Consider the following 18,137-nt stretch of genomic DNA (forward strand, 5'->3'; position numbering starts at 1 on the left):
ACCGTGATGCTCTCCTGCCCTTACGGCCGTCAAGCCTCGTGGCCATCTTGCCCCTCGTCTTCTCTTGCCTTGCAACGCAACCAAACGCGCGTTTAATCTGATCGGTGATCACATATTCGGCGTCTCAAGCCGACCTCCGAAGGGGAGCTTCTTCATGGCCCTGCCGCCCATCCTGCGTGACCGCCTGCGTCTGCCGGTCATCGCCTCGCCGCTGTTCATCATCAGCAATCCCGACCTGGTGATCGCCCAGTGCAAGGCCGGGATCGTCGGGTCGTTCCCGTCGCTGAACGCCCGCCCGATCTCGCAGCTGGACGAGTGGCTGCACCGCATCACCGAGGAACTGGCGGCCCATGACCGCGCCCACCCCGAGGCTCCGTCGGCGCCGTTCGCCGTCAACCAGATCGTCCACAAGACCAACAACCGGCTCGGGGAGGACATCGAACTGTGCGTGAAGCACAAGGTTCCGGTGGTCATCACCTCGCTGGGCGCCCGCGAGGACCTGAACGGCGCGATCCACTCGTATGGCGGCATCACCCTGCACGACGTCATCAACGACCGGCATGCCCACAAGGCCATCGAGAAGGGCGCCGACGGCCTGATTCCGGTCGCTGCGGGCGCAGGCGGCCACGCCGGCACCCTGTCGCCGTTCGCCCTGATCCAGGAGATCCGCCAGTGGTTCGACGGGCCGGTGGCGCTGTCGGGCTCGATCGCTTCGGGCCGCTCGATCCTGGCCGCCCAGGCCATGGGCGCGGACCTGGCCTATATCGGCTCGGCCTTCATCGCGACCGAGGAAGCCAACGCCATCGAGGGTTACAAGCAGGGCATCGTGGAGGGCCGCGCCGACGGCATCGTCTATTCGAACCTGTTCACCGGCGTGCACGGCAACTACCTGCGCTCGTCGATCGTCAATGCGGGCATGGACCCCGACAACCTGCCGGTCAGCGATCCGTCCAAGATGAGCTTCGGCTCGGGCGGCAACCAGGAGGCCAAGGCCTGGCGCGACATCTGGGGCTCGGGCCAGGGCATCGGCGCCATCGACAAGGTGCTGCCGGCCGCCGAACTCATCGCGCGCTTCGCCGACGAGTATGAGCAGGCTAAGGCCGAACTGGCGGCCAAGACGGCGCTTACGTCCGGAAATCATTTGGCTTTCGCCGCAGAGTAGACGGGCAGAGCACGGGGACAGGGCGTCGCCTGTCCCCGGCCTTCGCGGCGCGGTGATGCTGGGAGCGACTTCAACCGCTCCCGGAGCCGCTGCATGTTCGACGAAACGACGCCCCGCCTTGGCCTGCCCTATGTGGTCGCCGCCCAGGCCCAGAAACACATCCCGATCAATGAGAGCCTGACCCGGCTGGATGGCCTGGTGCAGTTGGCCGTCGAGAGCCGGGCGGTCTCGGTCCAGCCGACCAGCCCCGTCAGCGGCGGCATCTGGATCGCGGCCTGGGCCGGCGTGCCCGCCGGGACCCTGATGCGCTTCGAGGCCGGCGCCTGGGAGGCGCTGGCGCCGTCCGAGGGCGTGCTGGCCTGGGTCAAGGACGAGAACCAGATGGTGGCCTTCGATGGCGCGGCCTGGGTCCCCCTGTCGGCCACCTTCCGCAGCACGGTCGCCGCCCAGACGCCGAACCTGGCCAACACCCGGCTGGAGGTCCTGGAGCAGGAGGTCACCGTCACCGGCGCCTCGACCGCGACCAGCATCGCCATCCCGAGCCGCGCCATCGTGCTGGCCGTTTCGACCCGCACCACGGGCGCGATCACCGGCGCGGCGTCGTACAATTGCGGGGTCTCGGGCGAGGCCAGCAAGTTCGGCGGCTCGCTGGGCGTGGCCAAGAATTCCAGCAACATCGGGGTGATCGGCCCGACGGCCTTCTATGCCGACACGCCGGTGTTGCTGACGGCGGTGGGCGGCAATTTCGTCGCCGGCAAGGTGAGGGTGGCCATCCACGTTCTGAGGTTCGACGCGCCCGCCGCGGTCGCCTGACGCGTTGACGGCGGGGTGTCGAGCGGCTACACGCCGCCTCACCTTTGGGGAGTAGCCGCCCGCATCTATCAGCGGGCCCCGCCGTCAACACACTTGGTTCTGCGGACCATGGCGCGGGGAAGGGGAGCGACTGGAGCTTCCTTGGCGAGACCAATGGCGACGATCTCTGTCCGGGCCGGGTGGGGTTTCGACGCTATTGGCATGCGCCCGGCCCGGAGGACTATTTCAGTGGAAAGCCTGCTCGTCTCGACCCTGGTCGTGGCCATCGCCGAGATCGGCGACAAGACCCAGCTCCTGGCCATCATCCTGGCCACGCGCTTCAAGAAGCCGATCCCGATCATCCTGGGCATCCTGGTCGCCACCCTGGCCAACCATGCCCTGGCCGCCACGGCCGGCTACTGGGTGGCCGACTTCCTGAGCGGCGCCGGGTTCAAGTGGGCCATCGCCATCTCGTTCATCGCCATGGCCGGCTGGGCGCTGATCCCCGACAAGGCCGATGACGAGGAGGGGCAAAGCGTGGGTCGCTACGGTGTGTTCGTCACCACCGCCATCGCCTTCTTCCTGGTCGAGATGGGCGACAAGACCCAGATCGCCACGGTCGCCCTGGGCGCCAAGTTCCACTCGATCTTCTGGGTCGCCGCCGGCACCACCCTGGGCATGATGCTGGCCAATGTCCCGGCCGTGTACCTGGGCGAGGCCGCCACCAAGGTCGTGCCGCTGAAGTACGTGCGCATGGGGGCGGCGCTGATCTTCCTGTTGCTGGGCCTATGGCAGGTGGCGGAGTTGACGGGTTTGCTCAAATAACCCCTAAACCGACTTCCCCGGCGAAAGCCGGGGCCCAGATCGTAAGGCTGTGCGTCGCCGGGGCTGGCCGATGCTCAGGCTGAACCTGGGTCCCGGCCTTCGCCGGGAAGATCGGATTTTGGGAGACTTGGATGACCGCTCGCGGCTGGGAATTCTGGATCGACCGGGGCGGCACGTTCACCGACATCGTGGCGCGGCGGCCCGACGGGTCGCTGGTCACCCACAAGCTGCTGTCGGAAAATCCCGAGCACTATGCCGACGCCGCCGTGGCGGGTGTACGAGCCCTTCTGCCCGAGGGCGCGTCCATCGACGCCGTGAAGATGGGCACCACCGTCGCCACCAACGCCCTGCTCGAGCGCAAGGGTGAGCCCACCGTCCTGGCGATCACGGCGGGGCACGCCGACGCCCTGCGGATCGGCTACCAGGCGCGGCCCAAGCTGTTCGAGCGCCACATCGTCAAGCCCGAAGCCCTTTACGACCGCGTCGTCGAGATCGACGAGCGGATGAGCGTCGAGGGGCAGGTGCTGCGTCCGCTGGACGAGACCGCAGCGCGCGCGGGTCTGCAAGCCGCGTTCGACGCAGGCTTCCGGGCCATCGCCATCGTGCTGCTGCACGGCTTCCGCTTCACCGACCACGAAGCGCGGGTCGCGGCGATCGCGCGCGAGATCGGCTTCACCCAGGTATCCGTGAGCCACGAGGTCAGCCCGCTGATGAAGCTGGTCGGGCGGGGCGACACGACGGTGGTCGACGCCTACCTGTCGCCGATCCTGCGTCGCTATGTGGACCAGGTCGCGGGGGCGCTGGGTCATGACACCCGGCTGCTCTTCATGCAGTCGAACGGCGGCCTGACCGATGCGCGGGCCTTCCGGGGCAAGGACGCCATCCTGTCCGGCCCGGCCGGCGGCGTGGTCGGCATGGCGCGGACGGCGGGCGAGGCCGGGTTCGAGCGTGTCATCGGCTTCGACATGGGCGGCACCTCGACCGACGTCTGCCACTATGCCGGCCAGTACGAGCGGGCCTTCGAGACGGTGGTGGCGGGCGTGCGGATGCGCGCGCCGATGATGAACATCCACACCGTGGCGGCGGGCGGCGGCTCGATCTGTTCGTTCGACGGGGCGCGGCTGCGGGTTGGTCCGGCTTCGGCGGGTGCGGTTCCGGGACCGGCGGCGTATCGCCGCGGCGGACCGCTGACGGTCACCGACTGCAACGTCATGCTGGGCAAGCTGCGGCCGGAGTTCTTCCCCAAGGTATTTGGCCCGAACGCGGACCAGCCGTTGGACGCCGAGGCGGTGACGCGAGGTTTCGAGGCCGTGTCGGCCGAGATTGCGAAGGCGACCGGCAAGGCCATGACCCCGCAGGAGGTCGCCGAGGGCTTCGTCACCATCGCCGTCGAGAACATGGCCAAGGCCGTGCGGCAGATCTCGATCCAGCGCGGCTACGACGTCACCCGCTATGTGCTAGCCTGCTTTGGCGGGGCGGGCGGGCAGCATGCCTGCCTGGTGGCTGACGCCCTGAGCATGACCAAGGTGATGATCCACCCGTTCGCCGGGGTCCTGAGCGCCTACGGCATGGGCCTGGCCGACCTGCGTCTGATCCGTGAAGAGACGGTGGAGCGGCCTCTGGACGCGGCGGGCGACCTGGCCGAGCGCGCTAAGGTGCTCGCCGCCGAGGCCGAGGTGGCCCTGCGCGCTCAGGACGTGCCGATGGCCTCGGTCGAGACAGTCGCCAGCCTGCGGGTGAAGTACGCCGGCACCGACACGCCGCTGGTCGTGCCATTCGGCGACCGCGTGCGCGAGGAGTTCGAGGAGCTGCACCAACGCCGCTTCGGCTTCACCTCGCCGACGACGGCTCTGGTGGTCGAGACGCTGTCGGTCGAGGCGATCGGGCATTCGGATGCCGGTGACGCAGCGGATTGCAAATCCGTGCACCCCAACGCGGGTCCTCTCACCACCGTCGAGACCCGCATGGCCGGTGCGCTGCACAGCACCCCCGTCTTCGACCGCGAAGCCCTCGCCATCGGCGCCGAACTCCTCGGCCCGGCCATCATCCGCGAAGCCACCGGCACGACCATCGTCGAGCCCGGCTGGCGCGCCGCCGTCGACGCCCATCTGAACCTTATCCTCGACCGCGTTGTCGCCCTTCCGGCCCGCAAGGCCATCGGCACGGAAGCCGACCCCGTCATGCTGGAGGTGTTCAACAACCTCTTCATGGCCGTGGCCGAGGAGATGGGCTTCGCCCTTCAGAACACCGCCTATTCGGTCAACATCAAGGAGCGGCTGGACTTCTCCTGCGCCCTGTTCAGCCGCGACGGCGACCTGATCGCCAACGCTCCGCACATGCCGGTGCACCTGGGCTCGATGGGCGACAGCGTACGGGCCATCCGGGACGCGCGCGAGCACGACGGCCGAGGCATGAAGCCTGGCGACGTCTACATGCTGAACGCGCCCTACAATGGCGGCACCCACCTGCCGGACGTGACCGTGGTCATGCCGGTGTTCGACGTGTCGGGGGCCTTGCTGTTCTACGTCGCCGCGCGGGGGCACCAGGGCGACATCGGCGGCATCACACCCGGCTCGATGCCGCCGACCAGCAGGACGGTCGAGGAAGAGGGCGTCCTCATCGAGAATTTCCTGCTGGTCGAGGGCGGCCGGTTCCTAGAGGCCGAGACGCGGGCGCTGCTGGCCTCGGGCAAGTGGCCAGCGCGCAATCCCGACCAGAACATCGGCGACCTCAAGGCCCAGATCGCCGCCTGCGCGCGCGGGGCCGAGGCCCTGACCAGCATGGTCGCCGAGTTCGGCCAGGACGTCGTCGAGGCCTATATGGCCCACGTTCAGGACAATGCCGACGAGGCTGTCCGCCGCGTGCTGGCGACGACGCAGAGCGGGTCGTTCGCCTACGAGCTGGACGACGGCGCGGTCGTGAAGGTCGCCATCGAAGTCGATCAGCAGGCCCGAACCGCCCGCGTCGACTTCACAGGCACCAGCGACCAGGTCCCGACCAATTTCAACGCCCCGGCCTCGATCTGCCGGGCGGCGGCGCTGTACGTCTTCCGCACCCTGGTCGACGACGAGATCCCGATGAACGACGGCTGCCTGCGGCCCGTCGAGCTGGTCATCCCCGAAGGCTCGATGCTGCGGCCGCGCTATCCGGCGGCGGTAGTGGCCGGCAATGTCGAGACCAGCCAAGTGGTGGTCGACGCCCTCTACGGCGCGCTGAACGTCATGGCCGGCGCCCAAGGGACGATGAACAACTTCACCTTCGGCGACGATCGGCGGCAGTACTACGAGACCATCTGCGGCGGCTCGGGGGCGGGGCCGGACTTCGCCGGGACCGACGCGGTCCAGACCCACATGACCAACAGCCGCTTGACCGATCCCGAGGTGCTGGAGACCCGCTATCCGGTGCTGGTCGAGGCGTTCTCGATCCGGCGTGGCTCGGGCGGGCAGGGCGCGAACCGGGGCGGCGACGGCGTGGTGCGCAGGATCGGCTTCCGCGAGCCGATGACGGCCACCTTGCTGTCCAACCGCCGCCGCGTGCCGCCGTTCGGGCTGGAGGGCGGTGGTTCGGGCCAGGTTGGCAAGGCGCGGGTCGAGCGCGCCGATGGCTCGGTGCAGGCGATGGCCGCCACCGATCTCGTCGAGGTGGCCGCCGGCGACGCCATCGTCATCGAGACGCCGGGCGGCGGCGGCTGGGGGAAGGCATGAGGGCCAGCGTTCTGTTCGTCTGCCTGGGCAACATCTGTCGCTCACCTCTGGCCGAGGGCGCGTTCCGAGCGGAGGCGCAGCGGCTGGGCCTGGACGTGATGGTCGACAGCGCCGGCACGGGCGGCTGGCACGCGGGCGATCCGCCTGATCCCCGGTCGGTTGCCGTGGCGCGCCGCAACGGCGTCGACATCAGCGGCCAGCGGGCGCGCAAGGTCAGCCGCGACGATTTCCGGACATTCACCCACATCTACGCCCTGGACCAGGACAACCTGGAAGGCCTGCGGGCGGTCGCGCCGCGTGATGCGACGGCCGAGGTCGGGTTGCTGCTGGATCTGGTGGCTGGCCACGAGGGCAGGGCGGTGGCCGATCCGTACTATGGCGATGATGCGGGGTTTGATGTGACGTGGCGGGATGTGGTGATGGCCTCGCGGGCCTTGGCGCAGCGGCTGGCGGACGAGGGCTAGTCTCGAACCTAACCCCATCGATCATCCCCGCGAAAGCGGGGACCCAAGCTGAGTTAGCGGATTGGATCTCGGCCTTGCCTCATCTCCAAACGCCGCTTGGGTCCCCGCTTTCGCGGGGATGATCGGTGTTGGAGTTAGTGCAGGGTTGGCCGAGCGGCGTGGATGGGAATTTCCGGCTCATCAAACCGCATCGGCAGCGCCATCCCATCACTCGCCAACGCCATGTTCAGGAACCGCGCCATCACCGTGACGCTCTCGGGCGTGACCACCATGCCCTCGATCAGCCGGCCGGCGATCTCGGGTGAGGCGGGGCAGACGCCGCAGGCGGTGATCAGGCGCTGCTCGTCGTCGGCGTAGCCCTTGCAGCAGGGCGCCGAGACGCAGAGGGGGCGGCGAACCTGGCCCTCGATGGCGGTCATCATCAGGATGAAGGCGCTGGCCACGCGGGCCGAAACAAGGCCGCCGGCCTTCTTGGACAGTCGCTGGCCGGGCTCCTCGCCCAGCACCCGGGCCGTCACCCACTGGCGCAGCATCCACAGCAGGATCCGCTCGCCATCGGCCAGCCCGACTGGGCCACAGTGGTTCAGATGAGTCTCGTGGAAAGGGTCGGGCCGCACGCCGGAAATCTCCTCGCCAAGCAGGGGGCCGACACCCGCCGTGGCGAACCGATCTCGGTGAGCGGCCCGACGCGTTCTTGCGAACACTTCGCAACTAAACGCGACGCGCTCTTGCGAGTCAATCGCAAAAATAACGAGCTCGGCTTAACCGCCGAAACCGCCCTTGAAGCCGCCGCTGCGGGCATAGCTGCGACCGCCGCCGAAGCCGCCGCGCGACACCACCGACGTGCGGGTCTGGATCTTGGGCGGGGCGTTGCGGATGGCGTCCGGCGGATCGATGCTGGTCTTGCTAATCGTAGTGCGGCCGGTACCGTAGTCACGGCCCAGGCGACCGCCATAGGTCGAGTAGTAGCCGCCGCCATATTCGTCGTCCCGGCGGTACATGCCGGTGCCGCGGTAGTAGCCGCCGCCGGCGTTATCCAGCATGCGGCCAATCACGAAGCCGGCCAGCAGGGGCGTGAAGAAGCTGCCGCCGCCGTTCTCGCTGCGCGGCACGCAGTTGCCGACGCCATAGACGTCCTCGCACGAGGCGCGGGCCTCATAGCGCGGGGCGTTCTTCTGGTCGTCCTTCTGGGCGGCGGCGTAAGACGTGTCGCACTCGGTGTCGGACACTTCGTTGGCGGCCTTGCACTCCTCCAGCGACTTGTAGCTGAAGGCTTCGACCTGTTCGCCGCGATTGGGGTCCCAGCTGGCTTGGGGCGAGGGATCGTCGCAGCCAGACAGGGTCAGGGCCGTGGCCCCGGCCAGCATGGTGGTGAGCTTCAGCGAGCTTGAGCGCTTGCGCATGATCTCAGGTCCTCACGACGTCATGCAGGCGGCGTTCAGCAGGCCGACCGTGATCGAGATGCCGGCCAGATAGACGCCGATGGAGGTCTCGTTGTTCTCGACCCGCGCCTTGACGTCGCGCAGAGCCAGCAGGCGCACGCCGGTGAAGGCGGCGATCTGGACAACGCCGGCCACGGTGGCCCAGGCGACGAACTCCAGCAGGCTTACGGTGTGGCTCAAGGCCGAAGCCAGGGGCAGGGCGTAGCCGATCAAGGCGCCGGCCAGGGCGATGGCGGCGGCGTTGTTGCCTTCGCGGATCAGGGCCTTCTCGTTGTAGGGCGTTACCCACTGGTAGATGTACTTGAAGGCGATGGTGAACAGGCCGGCCACGACGAAGGCCAGCAGGAACGCCGTCGCGCCGTCCTGGAATGCGCTGAAGTCGAACATCTGGCTTTGGCCCCTCATCAAGCTTTGAATTCGCCCACCGACAACGGCAGGCCGATCATCATCTCGTGGCTGACGTCCTTGCTGTCCTCCGGCTCCAGCGTCAGGGCCAGCAGCAGCTCACGCCCGTCGCCGCCGGCGAGGTCGCGATGGAACAGCATGGCGGTCTGGAACAGGCGACGATCAGGTTGGTCGGCCTCGCGGTCGTAATAGACGTCTTCCCACAGCGTCACCGGATCCTGCTGCTCGGCCTCGTCGCCGAACCACAGGCGAGTGTAGGGCGGCAGGCCCTCGGGCTGGAACGTGCGGGCGCTTAGGCGCCGGCTCCACAGCTCGCGATCGGCGCGGTCGGCCGGATACTCGCTGGCCCAGGGCATGAAGATCGTGAAGTCGTTGGCCTTCTGGCCCTCGCGATCGTCCGAGACGACCTGGAACAGGATCTCGTCGTCCGTGTAGAAGCGATGCACGAACGCGCCGTCGTTCAGCTGGATCAAACCCTGGGCCGTGATCTCCAGCGTGTCGCGGTCGAGTGCGAACTTGGTCTCGGCGCCCAGGCGTCGCCAGGCCAGCGGGTCCAGCACCACGGTCCGGCCGATCGTCACGTTGCGAATGACGGGCAGGGCGGGGCGAGCGCCCTCTTTTCTGCCGAAAAGTTTTCCGAACATCGCGCTGTGCGAGCCCTCAAATGCCTGGCCGGCATACCTATCTGAACGGGGATGCCGGCTCTACCCCAAGGCGCGCTTGCCCTAAGGAGAAGTCGGCCGCAGGATGCCGTCGAACGACGTCTTGTCAAGCGTACATGTTATGCGTACATGTAACGCATGCCGGTAAAGCCGACCCGAAGCGCCCAGGCCGCTGAAAGAACCCGAGCGTGGCGCGAGGCGCGCCGCGTCGCCGGCTTCGTGAAGATCGAAGTCTGGGCCCCGGCGGCGTGCAAGTCCGACATCCTTTCGGCCGTCCAGTCCATCGTGGTGGAATCGGTGCGCGGGCCGGCCCTCAAGACCAACCCCCATCCCCCCAAGAGCGTCAGACACATGGACTCCGTTATCGACACCGCCTGGACGATCCACAGCCTGCGCGACGCGCTGGTGGAAAGCGCCCTCGTGCGCGAGGACGAGCTGACCGCCACCGTCGTCGAGGGCGTCGAGCCCGTGCTGCAGGTCGTGATGCATGAGTTCGGCGACCTGCCGATCTATGTCAGCGGCGGCGCGCTGCAACTGGTCGTCTCGACCCTGCTGTGGCCCTGCGACGAGCAGAACGATCGCGCGGCCTTCAACGAGTTCCTGCTTAAGGCCCAGAAGATCGTGCCGCTGTCGAATTTCGGCATCACCTCGGTCGAAGGCCGTGACTATTACGAGCTGATGGGCGAGATCTCGTCCAAGACTACCTTGCAGACGCTGGTCATCGAGCTGCGCACCCTGGCCGACAACGCCATCGCCGCCGCCAGCGACCTGCGTGAGTCGTTCGAAAAAAGCCGCGTCGCGGCCGCCTAAAGACCAGGACCTGGAGACTTTCTGATGTCGATGTGGAGCAAGCTCTCGGCCCTGTTCCGTGGGACCGCGCATGACGGCGCGCAGACCATCGTGGACGCCAACGCCTTGCGGATCCTGGACCAGGAAATCCGTGACGCTGACAACGCCCAGGGCAAGGCCCGCGACGAGCTGGCCAAGCTGGTCGCCCGCCGCCGCAGCCTGGAGACCGAGGTCGGCCAGCTGACTGATCAGTCGCGCAAGTACGAGTCCTCGGCCCGCGCGGCCATGAACAAGGGCGACCAGGCCCTGGCCCTGGAAGTGGCTCAACGGATCGCCGACCTCGAAAAGGACGCGACCCAGAAGTCGGGCCAGATGAACGAGCTGCGCGCCGCCGAAGAGAAGATGCGCACGGTCATCTCGCAGACCGACGTCAAGATCGAGGCCCTGCGCCGCGAGATCGAGATGGTGAAGGTCAATGAGAGCGTCCAGAAGGCGCAAGCCGCCGTCATCTCGCGCTCGGGCTCGGCCAGCGGCGTCGTCGGCTCGGCCGCCGATAGCCTCAAGCGCATCAAGGAGCGCCAGTCGGTCCGCGAGGAGCAGTTCCGCCTGCACAACGAGTCCGAGGACCGCAGGACCGGCGCTGACCTGGACGCCAAGCTCGCGGCCGCCGGCATCCTGCCGGGCGGTGGCGGCGCCGAGGACGTGCTGGCCCGCCTGATGGCTCCGAAGGACGAGGCTCTGCCTGCCCCGGTGCTGGCCATCGAGGACAAGCAGAAGGTCGCTCGGGACGGTTCGGACGCCTGATGCGCCGTCTCACCCTGACGCCTCGGTCGGACTGGAAGTCCAAGGCCGAGGCGGTCGGCTTCACCTGGCACCACGCCGACGGCCGACGCTATTGGGACGAGCGGGCGGCCTATGCCTTCACGCTCGAGCAGATCGAGGGTCATATCGAGCCCGCGACCGAGGCGCTGCACAGGCTGTGCCTGGAGCTGGTCGAGGATGCGGTGCAGAGCGACGCCCTGATGGCGCGCCTGCAGATCCCGGAAGCCTCGCGCGACGTGGTCGCCGCCTCGTGGAAGGCGCGTGATCCCTCGCTCTATGGCCGCTTCGACTTCTTCTACGACGGGGCCGGGCCGCCCAAGCTCTACGAATACAACGCCGACACCCCGACCAGCATCTATGAGGCCGGCGTGTTCCAGTGGCTGTGGCTGGAAGACCTGATCCAGCGCGGCGCGCTGCCCGAGAGCACCGATCAGTTCAACAGCCTGCACGACCAGCTGGCCGAGCGGTTCAAGGCGATCTTCCCGAACGGCGGCTTTGTCCATTTCGCCAGCGTCCCCGACTTCGTCGAGGACCGCCAGACCGTGCGGTTCCTGGAGGACATGGCGACTCTGGCGGGCCTGGAGCCCAAGTTCGTGCCGATCGAGGAGATCGGCCTGGACGCCGACGGCCGCTTCGTCGACCAGGACAACTACATCATCGGCGCGATCTTCAAGCTGCATCCCTGGGAAGAGATGCTGCGCGAGCCGTACGCGGCCAACATCGCCGGATCCAAGACCCTGTTCCTGGAGCCGCCGTGGAAGGCGGTGCTGTCGAACAAGGCGCTGCTGCCGCTCTTGTGGGAGCGCCACCCGGGTCACCCGAACCTGCTGGAGACCTATTTCGACGATGACCCCAAGGTCGAGCGGCTGGGTTCGAGCTATGCCCGCAAGCCGCTGTTCAGCCGGGAAGGCGCGAACGTCGAGCTCTGGAAGGATGGCCGTAAGGGCCGGGTGCTGGACCAGGGCTATGGCGAGGAAGGCTGGATCCGCCAGGAACTGAAGCCCCCGCCCAAGTTCGGCGTGAACTATCCGGTCGTCGGCTCGTGGGTCATCGGCGACCAGCCGGCCGGCATCGGCGTGCGCGAGGATCGGGGCCGCGTGACGCGGGACCGCTCGCGGTTCGTGCCGCACATCATTGAACCCTAACCCGTCTCCCCGGCGAAAGCCGGGGCCCAGATTCAGCCCGAGCGGCTGGGTATGATCCGAGAGACGCCCCGTGAGCTTGCTTGATGCTCTGGGTTCGATCTGGGCCCCGGCTTTCGCCGGGGAGATCGGGATGGGTACTGTTTCAACCCAGTAGGAAACCGGTATCATTCCCCGGATATCAAGGCGTTCAACGACAATGACGCCTTCGGGGAGAGACGTCCGCATGACCCGCCAAGCCGCCCTCGGCCTTGCCCTCAGCCTGCTGGCCGCGCCGGCCTTCGCCAGCGTCATCGGCACCAACGTCCCGGCCCAGCCAATCACCGCCGCGCGGATCGCGCAGCTGCCGGCCGCCCAGCAACCGGCGTGGAAGGCCTATCTCGCGCGTTCGGACGCCCAGGAGAAGGCCGACCGCGCCGCCCTGGCCGCCGAACTGAAGCCGGGTGAGACCGCGCCGCCTTCGCCCCCGACCGGACATGGCGACGGCGGCATGCCGCTGAACAAGGACGCGGCCTGGTACGCCTCGCCCGAGGCGCGCCACGTCGCCGACGTCATCGTCAGCTTCCAGACCCCAGCCGGCGGCTGGAGCAAGAACCAGGACCGCACCGGCGCCCTGCGTCTGCCGGGCCAGCCTTACGCCTCGGACAACAATTCCAAGTACCTGACCGAGAACGACTTCGACGCCGCCCGCGACCCCAAGTGGGGCTATGTCGGCACGCTGGACAACAACGCCACCATCACCGAGCTGCGCTTCCTGGCCAAGGTCGCCCTGGCGTCGGGCAAGGATGGCGAGGCCTATCGGACCAGCTTCCTGAAGGGCGTGCATTATCTGCTGAACGCCCAGTTCCCGAATGGCGGCTGGCCGCAGGTCTGGCCGCTGGAAGGCGGCTATCACGACGCCGTCACCTTCAACGACAACGCCGTCTCCGAGGCCGCCGACCTGCTGACCGAGGTGTCCGAGGCCAAGCCCGAGTTCGCCTTCGTCCCGGCCGACCTACGCGCCAAGGCCGGCGTCGCCGCCAAGAAGGGCCGCCAGGTCATCGTCGCCTCGCAGATCAAGGTCGACGGCAAGCCGACCATCTGGGGCCAGCAGGCCGACCCGTTCACCCTGGCCCCGGTCGCCGGCCGCAACTTCGAGCCGCCGGCCCTGTCGACGGGCGAGAGCGCCGACCTGCTGACCTATCTGATGAGCCTGCCTGACCCGACGCCGGCTGAAATCACCGCCGTCCACGCGGGCGTGGCCTGGCTGAAGGGCGCGGCGATCATGGGCAAGGCCTGGACTGGCGGGAAGGGCAATCCCGAAGGCCGCCGCCTGGTCGACCAGCCCGGCGCGGGTCCGCTGTGGTCGCGCTATTACAGCACGGCCGGCAAGCCAGTCTTCGGCGAGCGCGACAAGACCCTGCGCGACGACGCCAACGAGCTCTCGCTGGAACGCCGCAACGGCTATGCCTGGTTCGGCACGGGTCCGGCCAAGGCCATCACGATGTACGAGGGCTGGGCCAAGACCCACCCGGCCGGGTAGGTCCTCAGAGCGACCGCAGGATGCGGACCGCCTCGGCCACGGCCGCCTGGTCCGTGTCCCGCAGCACCGGCGGCACGAAGCCCATCTCGCCGAGCTTCGAGGCGGGATCGGCGCCCGGCAGCGTTCCGGCGAACGAGCCGTGCACCTCGCGCACGCCGGTCTTGCGGACCAGCTCGGCGACGTTGCTGGCCCGCACGCCGGCGCCGGCCAGGATGGCGATGCGGTCGCCGGCTTGGCTCACCAGCGCGGCGATCTGCTCGGCCCCCGCCTGCGCCGTCAGGGCGCCGCCCGAGGTCAGCACGCGCTCGAAGCCCAATTCGACCGCGATCTCCAGCGACGCGGCCTGATCGGCCACGAAGTCGAACGAGCGGTGCAGAGTCATGCCCATGCCTTCGCAGTGCTTGGCCAGCATGGTCAGCGCCTCGACATCCAGCTCGCCATCCGGGCGGTTGGCGCCGATCGCCACGCCCGCGAGGCCGTAGCCCCGTACCGCGTCGATGTCGCGGCGCATGACGTCCAGGTCGCGGGCGTCGAAGCAGAAGTCGCCGTTGCGCGGGCGGATCATCGGATAGATCGGGAGCGGCGCCTCGGCGGCTAGCGCCATCAGGCCGGGAGCGGGGGTCAGGCCCTGCAGGCCCAGCGCCGCGCAAAGTTCGATCCGATCCGCGCCGCCCGCGATCGCCGCCGCCAATCCGGCGGGCGTATCGACACAGACTTCTAGAAGGATGCGATCAGCGGCCATCGTGTCTTTCCAGGTCATGCTAGGGAATCAGCGCGGTCTTCTTGGAGCACACGGATGTTGAATCGTAGAGGCCTGATCGGCGCGTCCCTGGCCGGATCGGCGTTGTTGAGCGGCAAGGCGTCAGCTGGCGAGACCATCACCAAGCTGGATGGGCCGTGCGTGATCTCCACCTGGGACTTCGGCGTCGCCGCCAACCAGGCCGCCTGGGCGGTTTTGTCCAAGGGCGGTCGCGCGCTGGACGCGGTGGAGGCCGGCGCGCGGATTCCCGAGCAGGACCTGAAGAACCACAGCGTCGGCCGGGCCGGCTATCCCGACCGAGACGGCCATGTCTCGCTGGACGCCTGCATCATGGACGAGCTGGGCAACTGCGGCTCCGTCGCGGCGCTGGAGCACATCGCCCACCCGATCTCGGTCGCCCGCCGGGTGATGGAGAAGACCCCGCATGTGATGCTGGTCGGGGCCGGAGCCCTGCAGTTCGCGATCGAGCAGGGCTTCCAGTACGAGGAACTGCTGACCCCCGAATCCAAGGTCGCCTGGGAGGCCTGGAAGAAGGACGCCAAGTACGCGCCCAAGGCCAACAGCGAGGTCGGCGACTACGGCAAGACCACGGGCCAGCTCGGCACGCCGGGCGGGGCGAACAACCACGACACCATCGGCATGCTGGCCATCGACGCCAAGGGCAATATCGCCGGCGCCTGCACCACCAGCGGCATGGCCTGGAAGATGCGCGGCCGGGTAGGGGACAGCCCGATCATCGGCGCGGGCCTGTATGTCGACAACGAGGTCGGCGGCGCCACCTCGACCGGCGTCGGTGAAGAAGTGATCCGCAATGTCGGCAGCTTCCTGGTCGTGGAGCTGATGCGCCAGGGCCGCTCGCCCGAGGCCGCCTGCCGCGAGGCCGTCGAGCGGATCCTGAAGAAAAAGCCGCAGGCCAAGGACATCCAGGTCGGCTTCCTGGCGGTGAACAAGAAGGGCGAGGTCGGGGCCTGGGCGATCCAGAGCGGCTTCAGCTACGCCCTGTGCGACGGCAAGAAGCAGGACCTGCTGCTGCCGGGGAAGGCGACGTACCAAGTCGCTTCGTAAAAAGGGTGGGCGTCCGCATAACGCGGTTATAGCGTGCCGCTCCAAAACCTCAGGAGGAGACCGCCATGTGCGATGACGACATCCATCCCGGCCTCGTGCACGACCCCCGCCTTTCGCGCCGCGCCTTCGGCCTGCTGACGGTGGCGGCCACCGGCGTCGCCTCGGTCGCCCGCGCCGACGACACCGTCGAGGAGAAGGACGTCGAGGTGAAGACCGCCGACGGCGTCGCCGACGCGGCGCTGTTCTATCCGAAGGCCAAGGGCAAATACCCGGCCGTTCTGCTGTGGCCCGACGTCATGAGCCTGCGTCCGGTGTTCCGCGACATGGGCCGCCGTCTGGCCTCGGCCGGCTATGTGGTGCTGGTCCCCAACCTCTATTACCGGGTCAAGAAGGCACCGGTGATCGAGGGGACGTTCAATTTCGCCAACCCCGACGACCGCGCCAAGCTGACGCCGATGCGCGCCTCGGTGACCCCGGCCGGCACCTTCAAGGACGCCGAGGCCTATGTCGCGTTCCTGGATGCCCAGCCCCAGACCGACAAGGGCAAGAAGATCGGCGTGCAGGGCTACTGCATGGGCGGCCCGCTGTCGTTCCGCACCGCCGCCGCGGCCCCCGGCCGGATCGGCGCTGTGGCCACCTTCCATGGCGGCGGGCTGGTCACGGCCGACGCCGACAGCCCGCACCTGCTGATCCCCAAGACCCACGCCTCGTACCTGATCGAGGTCGCCGACAACGACGACCAGAAGGAACCGGACGTGAAGGACAAGCTAAAGGCCGCCTTCGCCGAGGCCAAGCGCCCGGCCCAGGTCGAGGTCTTCGCCGGCGCGGCCCACGGTTGGACGGTGAAAGGCAGCCAAGTCTACAACGAGGCCGCTGCCGAGACGGCCTGGGCCAACCTGCTGGCGCTGTACAAGAAGGCGCTGGGCTAGAGCGCGACGCATCGAAATCGAGCAATGACGGGAAGGCCCGCGTCTTCGATGGCGCGGGCCTTCGGCAAATCAGCCTCGAAGGTTGATAGCGTTCAGCCATGATCACTCGACTGAAACTGGCCGCCGTCTTCGCCCTATTGGCCTTTGCGGGTGCGGCTCAGGCGCAGCCCGCGACGCCGATCAAGGTCAAGGTCTTCGTGGCCGCCATGTTCGAGATCGGCGAGAACACCGGCGACCGCGCCGGCGAGTTCCAGCCCTGGTATGAGCGCTACTGGCGCCAGAGCGCTGCAAAGCCCGTGAAGGGCGCCCTGAAGCCCGTCTACTGCAACGCCGACGGCGTCTGCGGCTCGACCCTGGGCATGGGCAAGGTCAATGCGTCGGCCTCGATGCAGGCCATTCTGCTGGATCCGGCCTACGACTTCTCACAGGCCTATTTCATCCTCAGCGGCGTCGGCGGCACGCCGCCGTCGCGCGGGACGATCGGCGATGTCTCCTGGGCCACCTGGCTGGTCGACTACGATCTGGGCCATCGCTGGGCGCCGGAGGAGAACACGCCCGGCGCGCCGACCTTCATGCCGCGCGCCGGCTATGAGGAGTATCGCCGCTTCAAGCTGGATCCGACCCTGGTCGGCTGGGCGGTGCGCCTGTCCCAGGGCGCACCGATGCAGGACAGCGAAGACGCCCGCCGCTACCGCATGCGGTATGCCGACGCGAGGGCGCGCTCGGCCCCGTCGGTCATGGTCGGCACGCACATGACCGGCGACACCTTCTTCCACGGTCCGGGCCTGTCGAAACAGGCGCAGTACATCGCCAAGCTCTACGGCGCCGACGACTATGTGATCACCGAGATGGAAGCCGCCGCCCTGGCCCTGGTGATCAAGCGCCAGTGGGGAACGGGGCGCATCCTGAGCCTGCGCGGCGCGGTCAATTTCGACCAGGGTGCGCCGGGGGAAACGACCCTGCAGCACCTGGACCCCGCGCCGGGCCAGACGGCCGGCGGCTTCGCCGAGACCGTCGCCAATATCGGCGCGGTCGGATCGCGGGTCGTCGACCACATCGTCGCCGACTGGGCGCAGTGGCTGGACGGTCCGCCGCCGCTCTGAATCGTTTCACGGCGCCGCTCTTGCGGAAAGATAGGTAGGATGCTATCTAATTTAGATAGGAAGCTACCTATTTAAAAAGATCGCCGTTCCATGACCTCCGCTCGCACCCTCGATGAACGCGCCTTCGCCGGCGCCCTGCTGCGCCTGGCGCGGGTCTACCGCAAGGAAGTCAACCGCGCCCTGGCCGCCCATGGCATCTCGGACGCCAAGGCGCTGCCGGTGCTGCACATCGCCCGCGCGGGCGGCGGCATGCGCCAGGGCGCGCTGGCCGAGGAGATCGGGGTGGAAGGGCCGTCGCTGGTCCGCATCCTGGATCAGCTGGCCCAGGCGGGCCTGGTCGAGCGCCGTGACGACCCGTCCGACAAGCGCGCCAAGACCTTGCACCTGACCGACGAGGGCCAGGCCCTGGCCGAGGTCGTCGAGGACGCCGTCCAGGTCGTCCGCGCCCAGATGCTGATCGGCGTCAGCGACGCAGACCTTCAGGCCGCTGTGCGGACCTTCGCGGCCTTCGAGGCCGCCCTGGACGCGGCGGCTGGGCAGGGGGTCTAG

Annotated in this window: 18 protein-coding genes; 13 read left to right on the forward strand and 5 right to left on the reverse strand. The window is 68.2% G+C overall.

Annotated elements, in window-relative coordinates:
- The first annotated feature begins 154 nt into the window (after window positions 1-154).
- The 5 genes from J7528_RS10725 to J7528_RS10745 all read left to right on the forward strand — a co-directional run bounded on the left by J7528_RS10725 (window position 155) and on the right by J7528_RS10745 (window position 6,947).
- Window positions 155-1,162: a nitronate monooxygenase family protein gene (locus J7528_RS10725; protein ID WP_291873857.1), complete on the forward strand. Its 1,008-nt coding sequence runs from the start codon at window positions 155-157 to the stop codon at window positions 1,160-1,162.
- Window positions 1,163-1,255: 93 nt separating this feature from the next.
- Window positions 1,256-1,975, forward strand: coding sequence for a DUF2793 domain-containing protein (locus J7528_RS10730; RefSeq protein WP_291873859.1), 720 nt, complete (start codon window positions 1,256-1,258; stop codon window positions 1,973-1,975).
- Window positions 1,976-2,203: 228 nt separating this feature from the next.
- Window positions 2,204-2,779: a TMEM165/GDT1 family protein gene (locus J7528_RS10735; RefSeq protein WP_291873862.1), complete on the forward strand. Its 576-nt coding sequence runs from the start codon at window positions 2,204-2,206 to the stop codon at window positions 2,777-2,779.
- Between the two features lie 131 nt (window positions 2,780-2,910).
- Window positions 2,911-6,483, forward strand: a complete 3,573-nt coding sequence (locus J7528_RS10740; RefSeq protein ID WP_291873865.1) for a hydantoinase B/oxoprolinase family protein — start codon at window positions 2,911-2,913, stop codon at window positions 6,481-6,483.
- Complete coding sequence (locus J7528_RS10745; RefSeq protein ID WP_291874421.1) at window positions 6,468-6,947, forward strand: low molecular weight protein-tyrosine-phosphatase; 480 nt, start codon at window positions 6,468-6,470, stop codon at window positions 6,945-6,947. The genes J7528_RS10740 and J7528_RS10745 overlap by 16 nt, the downstream gene beginning before the upstream one ends.
- Before the next feature lie 134 nt (window positions 6,948-7,081).
- On the opposite strand, the gene J7528_RS10750 is transcribed toward J7528_RS10745, so the two are convergent.
- The 4 genes from J7528_RS10750 to J7528_RS10765 form a co-directional block, all read right to left on the reverse strand.
- Complete coding sequence (locus J7528_RS10750; protein ID WP_291874423.1) at window positions 7,082-7,573, reverse strand: hypothetical protein; 492 nt, start codon at window positions 7,571-7,573, stop codon at window positions 7,082-7,084.
- A 135-nt stretch (window positions 7,574-7,708) separates the two neighbouring features.
- Window positions 7,709-8,350, reverse strand: a complete 642-nt coding sequence (locus tag J7528_RS10755; protein ID WP_291873867.1) for a DUF1190 domain-containing protein — start codon at window positions 8,348-8,350, stop codon at window positions 7,709-7,711.
- 12 nt (window positions 8,351-8,362) lie between these two features.
- Window positions 8,363-8,794 (reverse strand): DUF350 domain-containing protein, encoded by a 432-nt coding sequence (locus tag J7528_RS10760; RefSeq protein ID WP_291873870.1) that lies wholly within the window; start codon window positions 8,792-8,794, stop codon window positions 8,363-8,365.
- The gene (locus tag J7528_RS10765; protein ID WP_291873873.1) at window positions 8,794-9,438 is read right to left on the reverse strand and encodes a YjfK family protein; all 645 of its coding nucleotides are present in this window, start codon (window positions 9,436-9,438) and stop codon (window positions 8,794-8,796) included. The genes J7528_RS10760 and J7528_RS10765 overlap by 1 nt, the downstream gene beginning before the upstream one ends.
- A gap of 156 nt (window positions 9,439-9,594) precedes the next feature.
- Between J7528_RS10765 and J7528_RS10770 the strand changes: the two genes are divergently transcribed.
- The 4 genes from J7528_RS10770 to pelA all read left to right on the forward strand — a co-directional run bounded on the left by J7528_RS10770 (window position 9,595) and on the right by pelA (window position 13,731).
- Entirely contained in the window at window positions 9,595-10,266 is a 672-nt protein-coding gene (locus J7528_RS10770) for a YjfI family protein (protein ID WP_291873875.1), read from the forward strand.
- A gap of 24 nt (window positions 10,267-10,290) precedes the next feature.
- Entirely contained in the window at window positions 10,291-11,049 is a 759-nt protein-coding gene (locus tag J7528_RS10775; RefSeq protein ID WP_291873878.1) for a PspA/IM30 family protein, read from the forward strand.
- Complete coding sequence (locus tag J7528_RS10780; RefSeq protein WP_291873880.1) at window positions 11,049-12,212, forward strand: glutathionylspermidine synthase family protein; 1,164 nt, start codon at window positions 11,049-11,051, stop codon at window positions 12,210-12,212. Before J7528_RS10775 ends, J7528_RS10780 begins: the two co-directional genes overlap by 1 nt.
- A 223-nt stretch (window positions 12,213-12,435) precedes the next feature.
- Entirely contained in the window at window positions 12,436-13,731 is a 1,296-nt protein-coding gene (gene pelA, locus J7528_RS10785) for a pectate lyase (protein WP_291873883.1), read from the forward strand.
- A 4-nt stretch (window positions 13,732-13,735) separates the two neighbouring features.
- On the opposite strand, the gene J7528_RS10790 is transcribed toward pelA, so the two are convergent.
- Window positions 13,736-14,473, reverse strand: a complete 738-nt coding sequence (locus tag J7528_RS10790) for a copper homeostasis protein CutC (RefSeq protein WP_291873886.1) — start codon at window positions 14,471-14,473, stop codon at window positions 13,736-13,738.
- 54 nt (window positions 14,474-14,527) lie between these two features.
- On the opposite strand from J7528_RS10790, the gene J7528_RS10795 reads away from it, so the two are divergent.
- The 4 genes from J7528_RS10795 (at window position 14,528) to J7528_RS10810 (ending at window position 18,137) form a co-directional block, all read left to right on the forward strand.
- A complete protein-coding gene (locus J7528_RS10795; protein WP_291873888.1) occupies window positions 14,528-15,556 on the forward strand; it encodes a N(4)-(beta-N-acetylglucosaminyl)-L-asparaginase in 1,029 nt (342 codons plus the stop codon).
- Window positions 15,557-15,621: 65 nt separating this feature from the next.
- Window positions 15,622-16,485: a dienelactone hydrolase family protein gene (locus tag J7528_RS10800; protein WP_291873890.1), complete on the forward strand. Its 864-nt coding sequence runs from the start codon at window positions 15,622-15,624 to the stop codon at window positions 16,483-16,485.
- 98 nt (window positions 16,486-16,583) lie between these two features.
- Window positions 16,584-17,588: a purine nucleoside permease gene (locus J7528_RS10805; protein WP_291873892.1), complete on the forward strand. Its 1,005-nt coding sequence runs from the start codon at window positions 16,584-16,586 to the stop codon at window positions 17,586-17,588.
- Window positions 17,589-17,678: 90 nt separating this feature from the next.
- Window positions 17,679-18,137: a MarR family transcriptional regulator gene (locus J7528_RS10810; RefSeq protein WP_291873894.1), complete on the forward strand. Its 459-nt coding sequence runs from the start codon at window positions 17,679-17,681 to the stop codon at window positions 18,135-18,137.

It is taken from the genome of Caulobacter sp. (assembly GCF_017744445.1).
GTDB lineage: Bacteria > Pseudomonadota > Alphaproteobacteria > Caulobacterales > Caulobacteraceae > Caulobacter.

Bases quoted from the DNA above. Each gene is read 5' to 3' on its own strand.
- J7528_RS10755 (WP_291873867.1), bottom strand. From the start codon at position 8,350: ATGCGCAAGCGCTCAAGCTCGCTGAAGCTCACCACCATGCTGGCCGGG.
- J7528_RS10805 (WP_291873892.1), top strand. From the start codon at position 16,584: ATGATCACTCGACTGAAACTGGCCGCCGTCTTCGCCCTATTGGCCTTT.
- J7528_RS10740 (WP_291873865.1), top strand. From the start codon at position 2,911: ATGACCGCTCGCGGCTGGGAATTCTGGATCGACCGGGGCGGCACGTTC.
- J7528_RS10780 (WP_291873880.1), top strand. From the start codon at position 11,049: ATGCGCCGTCTCACCCTGACGCCTCGGTCGGACTGGAAGTCCAAGGCC.
- pelA (WP_291873883.1), top strand. From the start codon at position 12,436: ATGACCCGCCAAGCCGCCCTCGGCCTTGCCCTCAGCCTGCTGGCCGCG.
- J7528_RS10775 (WP_291873878.1), top strand. From the start codon at position 10,291: ATGTCGATGTGGAGCAAGCTCTCGGCCCTGTTCCGTGGGACCGCGCAT.
- J7528_RS10765 (WP_291873873.1), bottom strand. From the start codon at position 9,438: ATGTTCGGAAAACTTTTCGGCAGAAAAGAGGGCGCTCGCCCCGCCCTG.
- J7528_RS10800 (WP_291873890.1), top strand. From the start codon at position 15,622: ATGTGCGATGACGACATCCATCCCGGCCTCGTGCACGACCCCCGCCTT.
- J7528_RS10795 (WP_291873888.1), top strand. From the start codon at position 14,528: ATGTTGAATCGTAGAGGCCTGATCGGCGCGTCCCTGGCCGGATCGGCG.
- J7528_RS10730 (WP_291873859.1), top strand. From the start codon at position 1,256: ATGTTCGACGAAACGACGCCCCGCCTTGGCCTGCCCTATGTGGTCGCC.
- J7528_RS10790 (WP_291873886.1), bottom strand. From the start codon at position 14,473: ATGGCCGCTGATCGCATCCTTCTAGAAGTCTGTGTCGATACGCCCGCC.
- J7528_RS10725 (WP_291873857.1), top strand. From the start codon at position 155: ATGGCCCTGCCGCCCATCCTGCGTGACCGCCTGCGTCTGCCGGTCATC.
- J7528_RS10770 (WP_291873875.1), top strand. From the start codon at position 9,595: ATGCCGGTAAAGCCGACCCGAAGCGCCCAGGCCGCTGAAAGAACCCGA.
- J7528_RS10810 (WP_291873894.1), top strand. From the start codon at position 17,679: ATGACCTCCGCTCGCACCCTCGATGAACGCGCCTTCGCCGGCGCCCTG.
- J7528_RS10760 (WP_291873870.1), bottom strand. From the start codon at position 8,794: ATGAGGGGCCAAAGCCAGATGTTCGACTTCAGCGCATTCCAGGACGGC.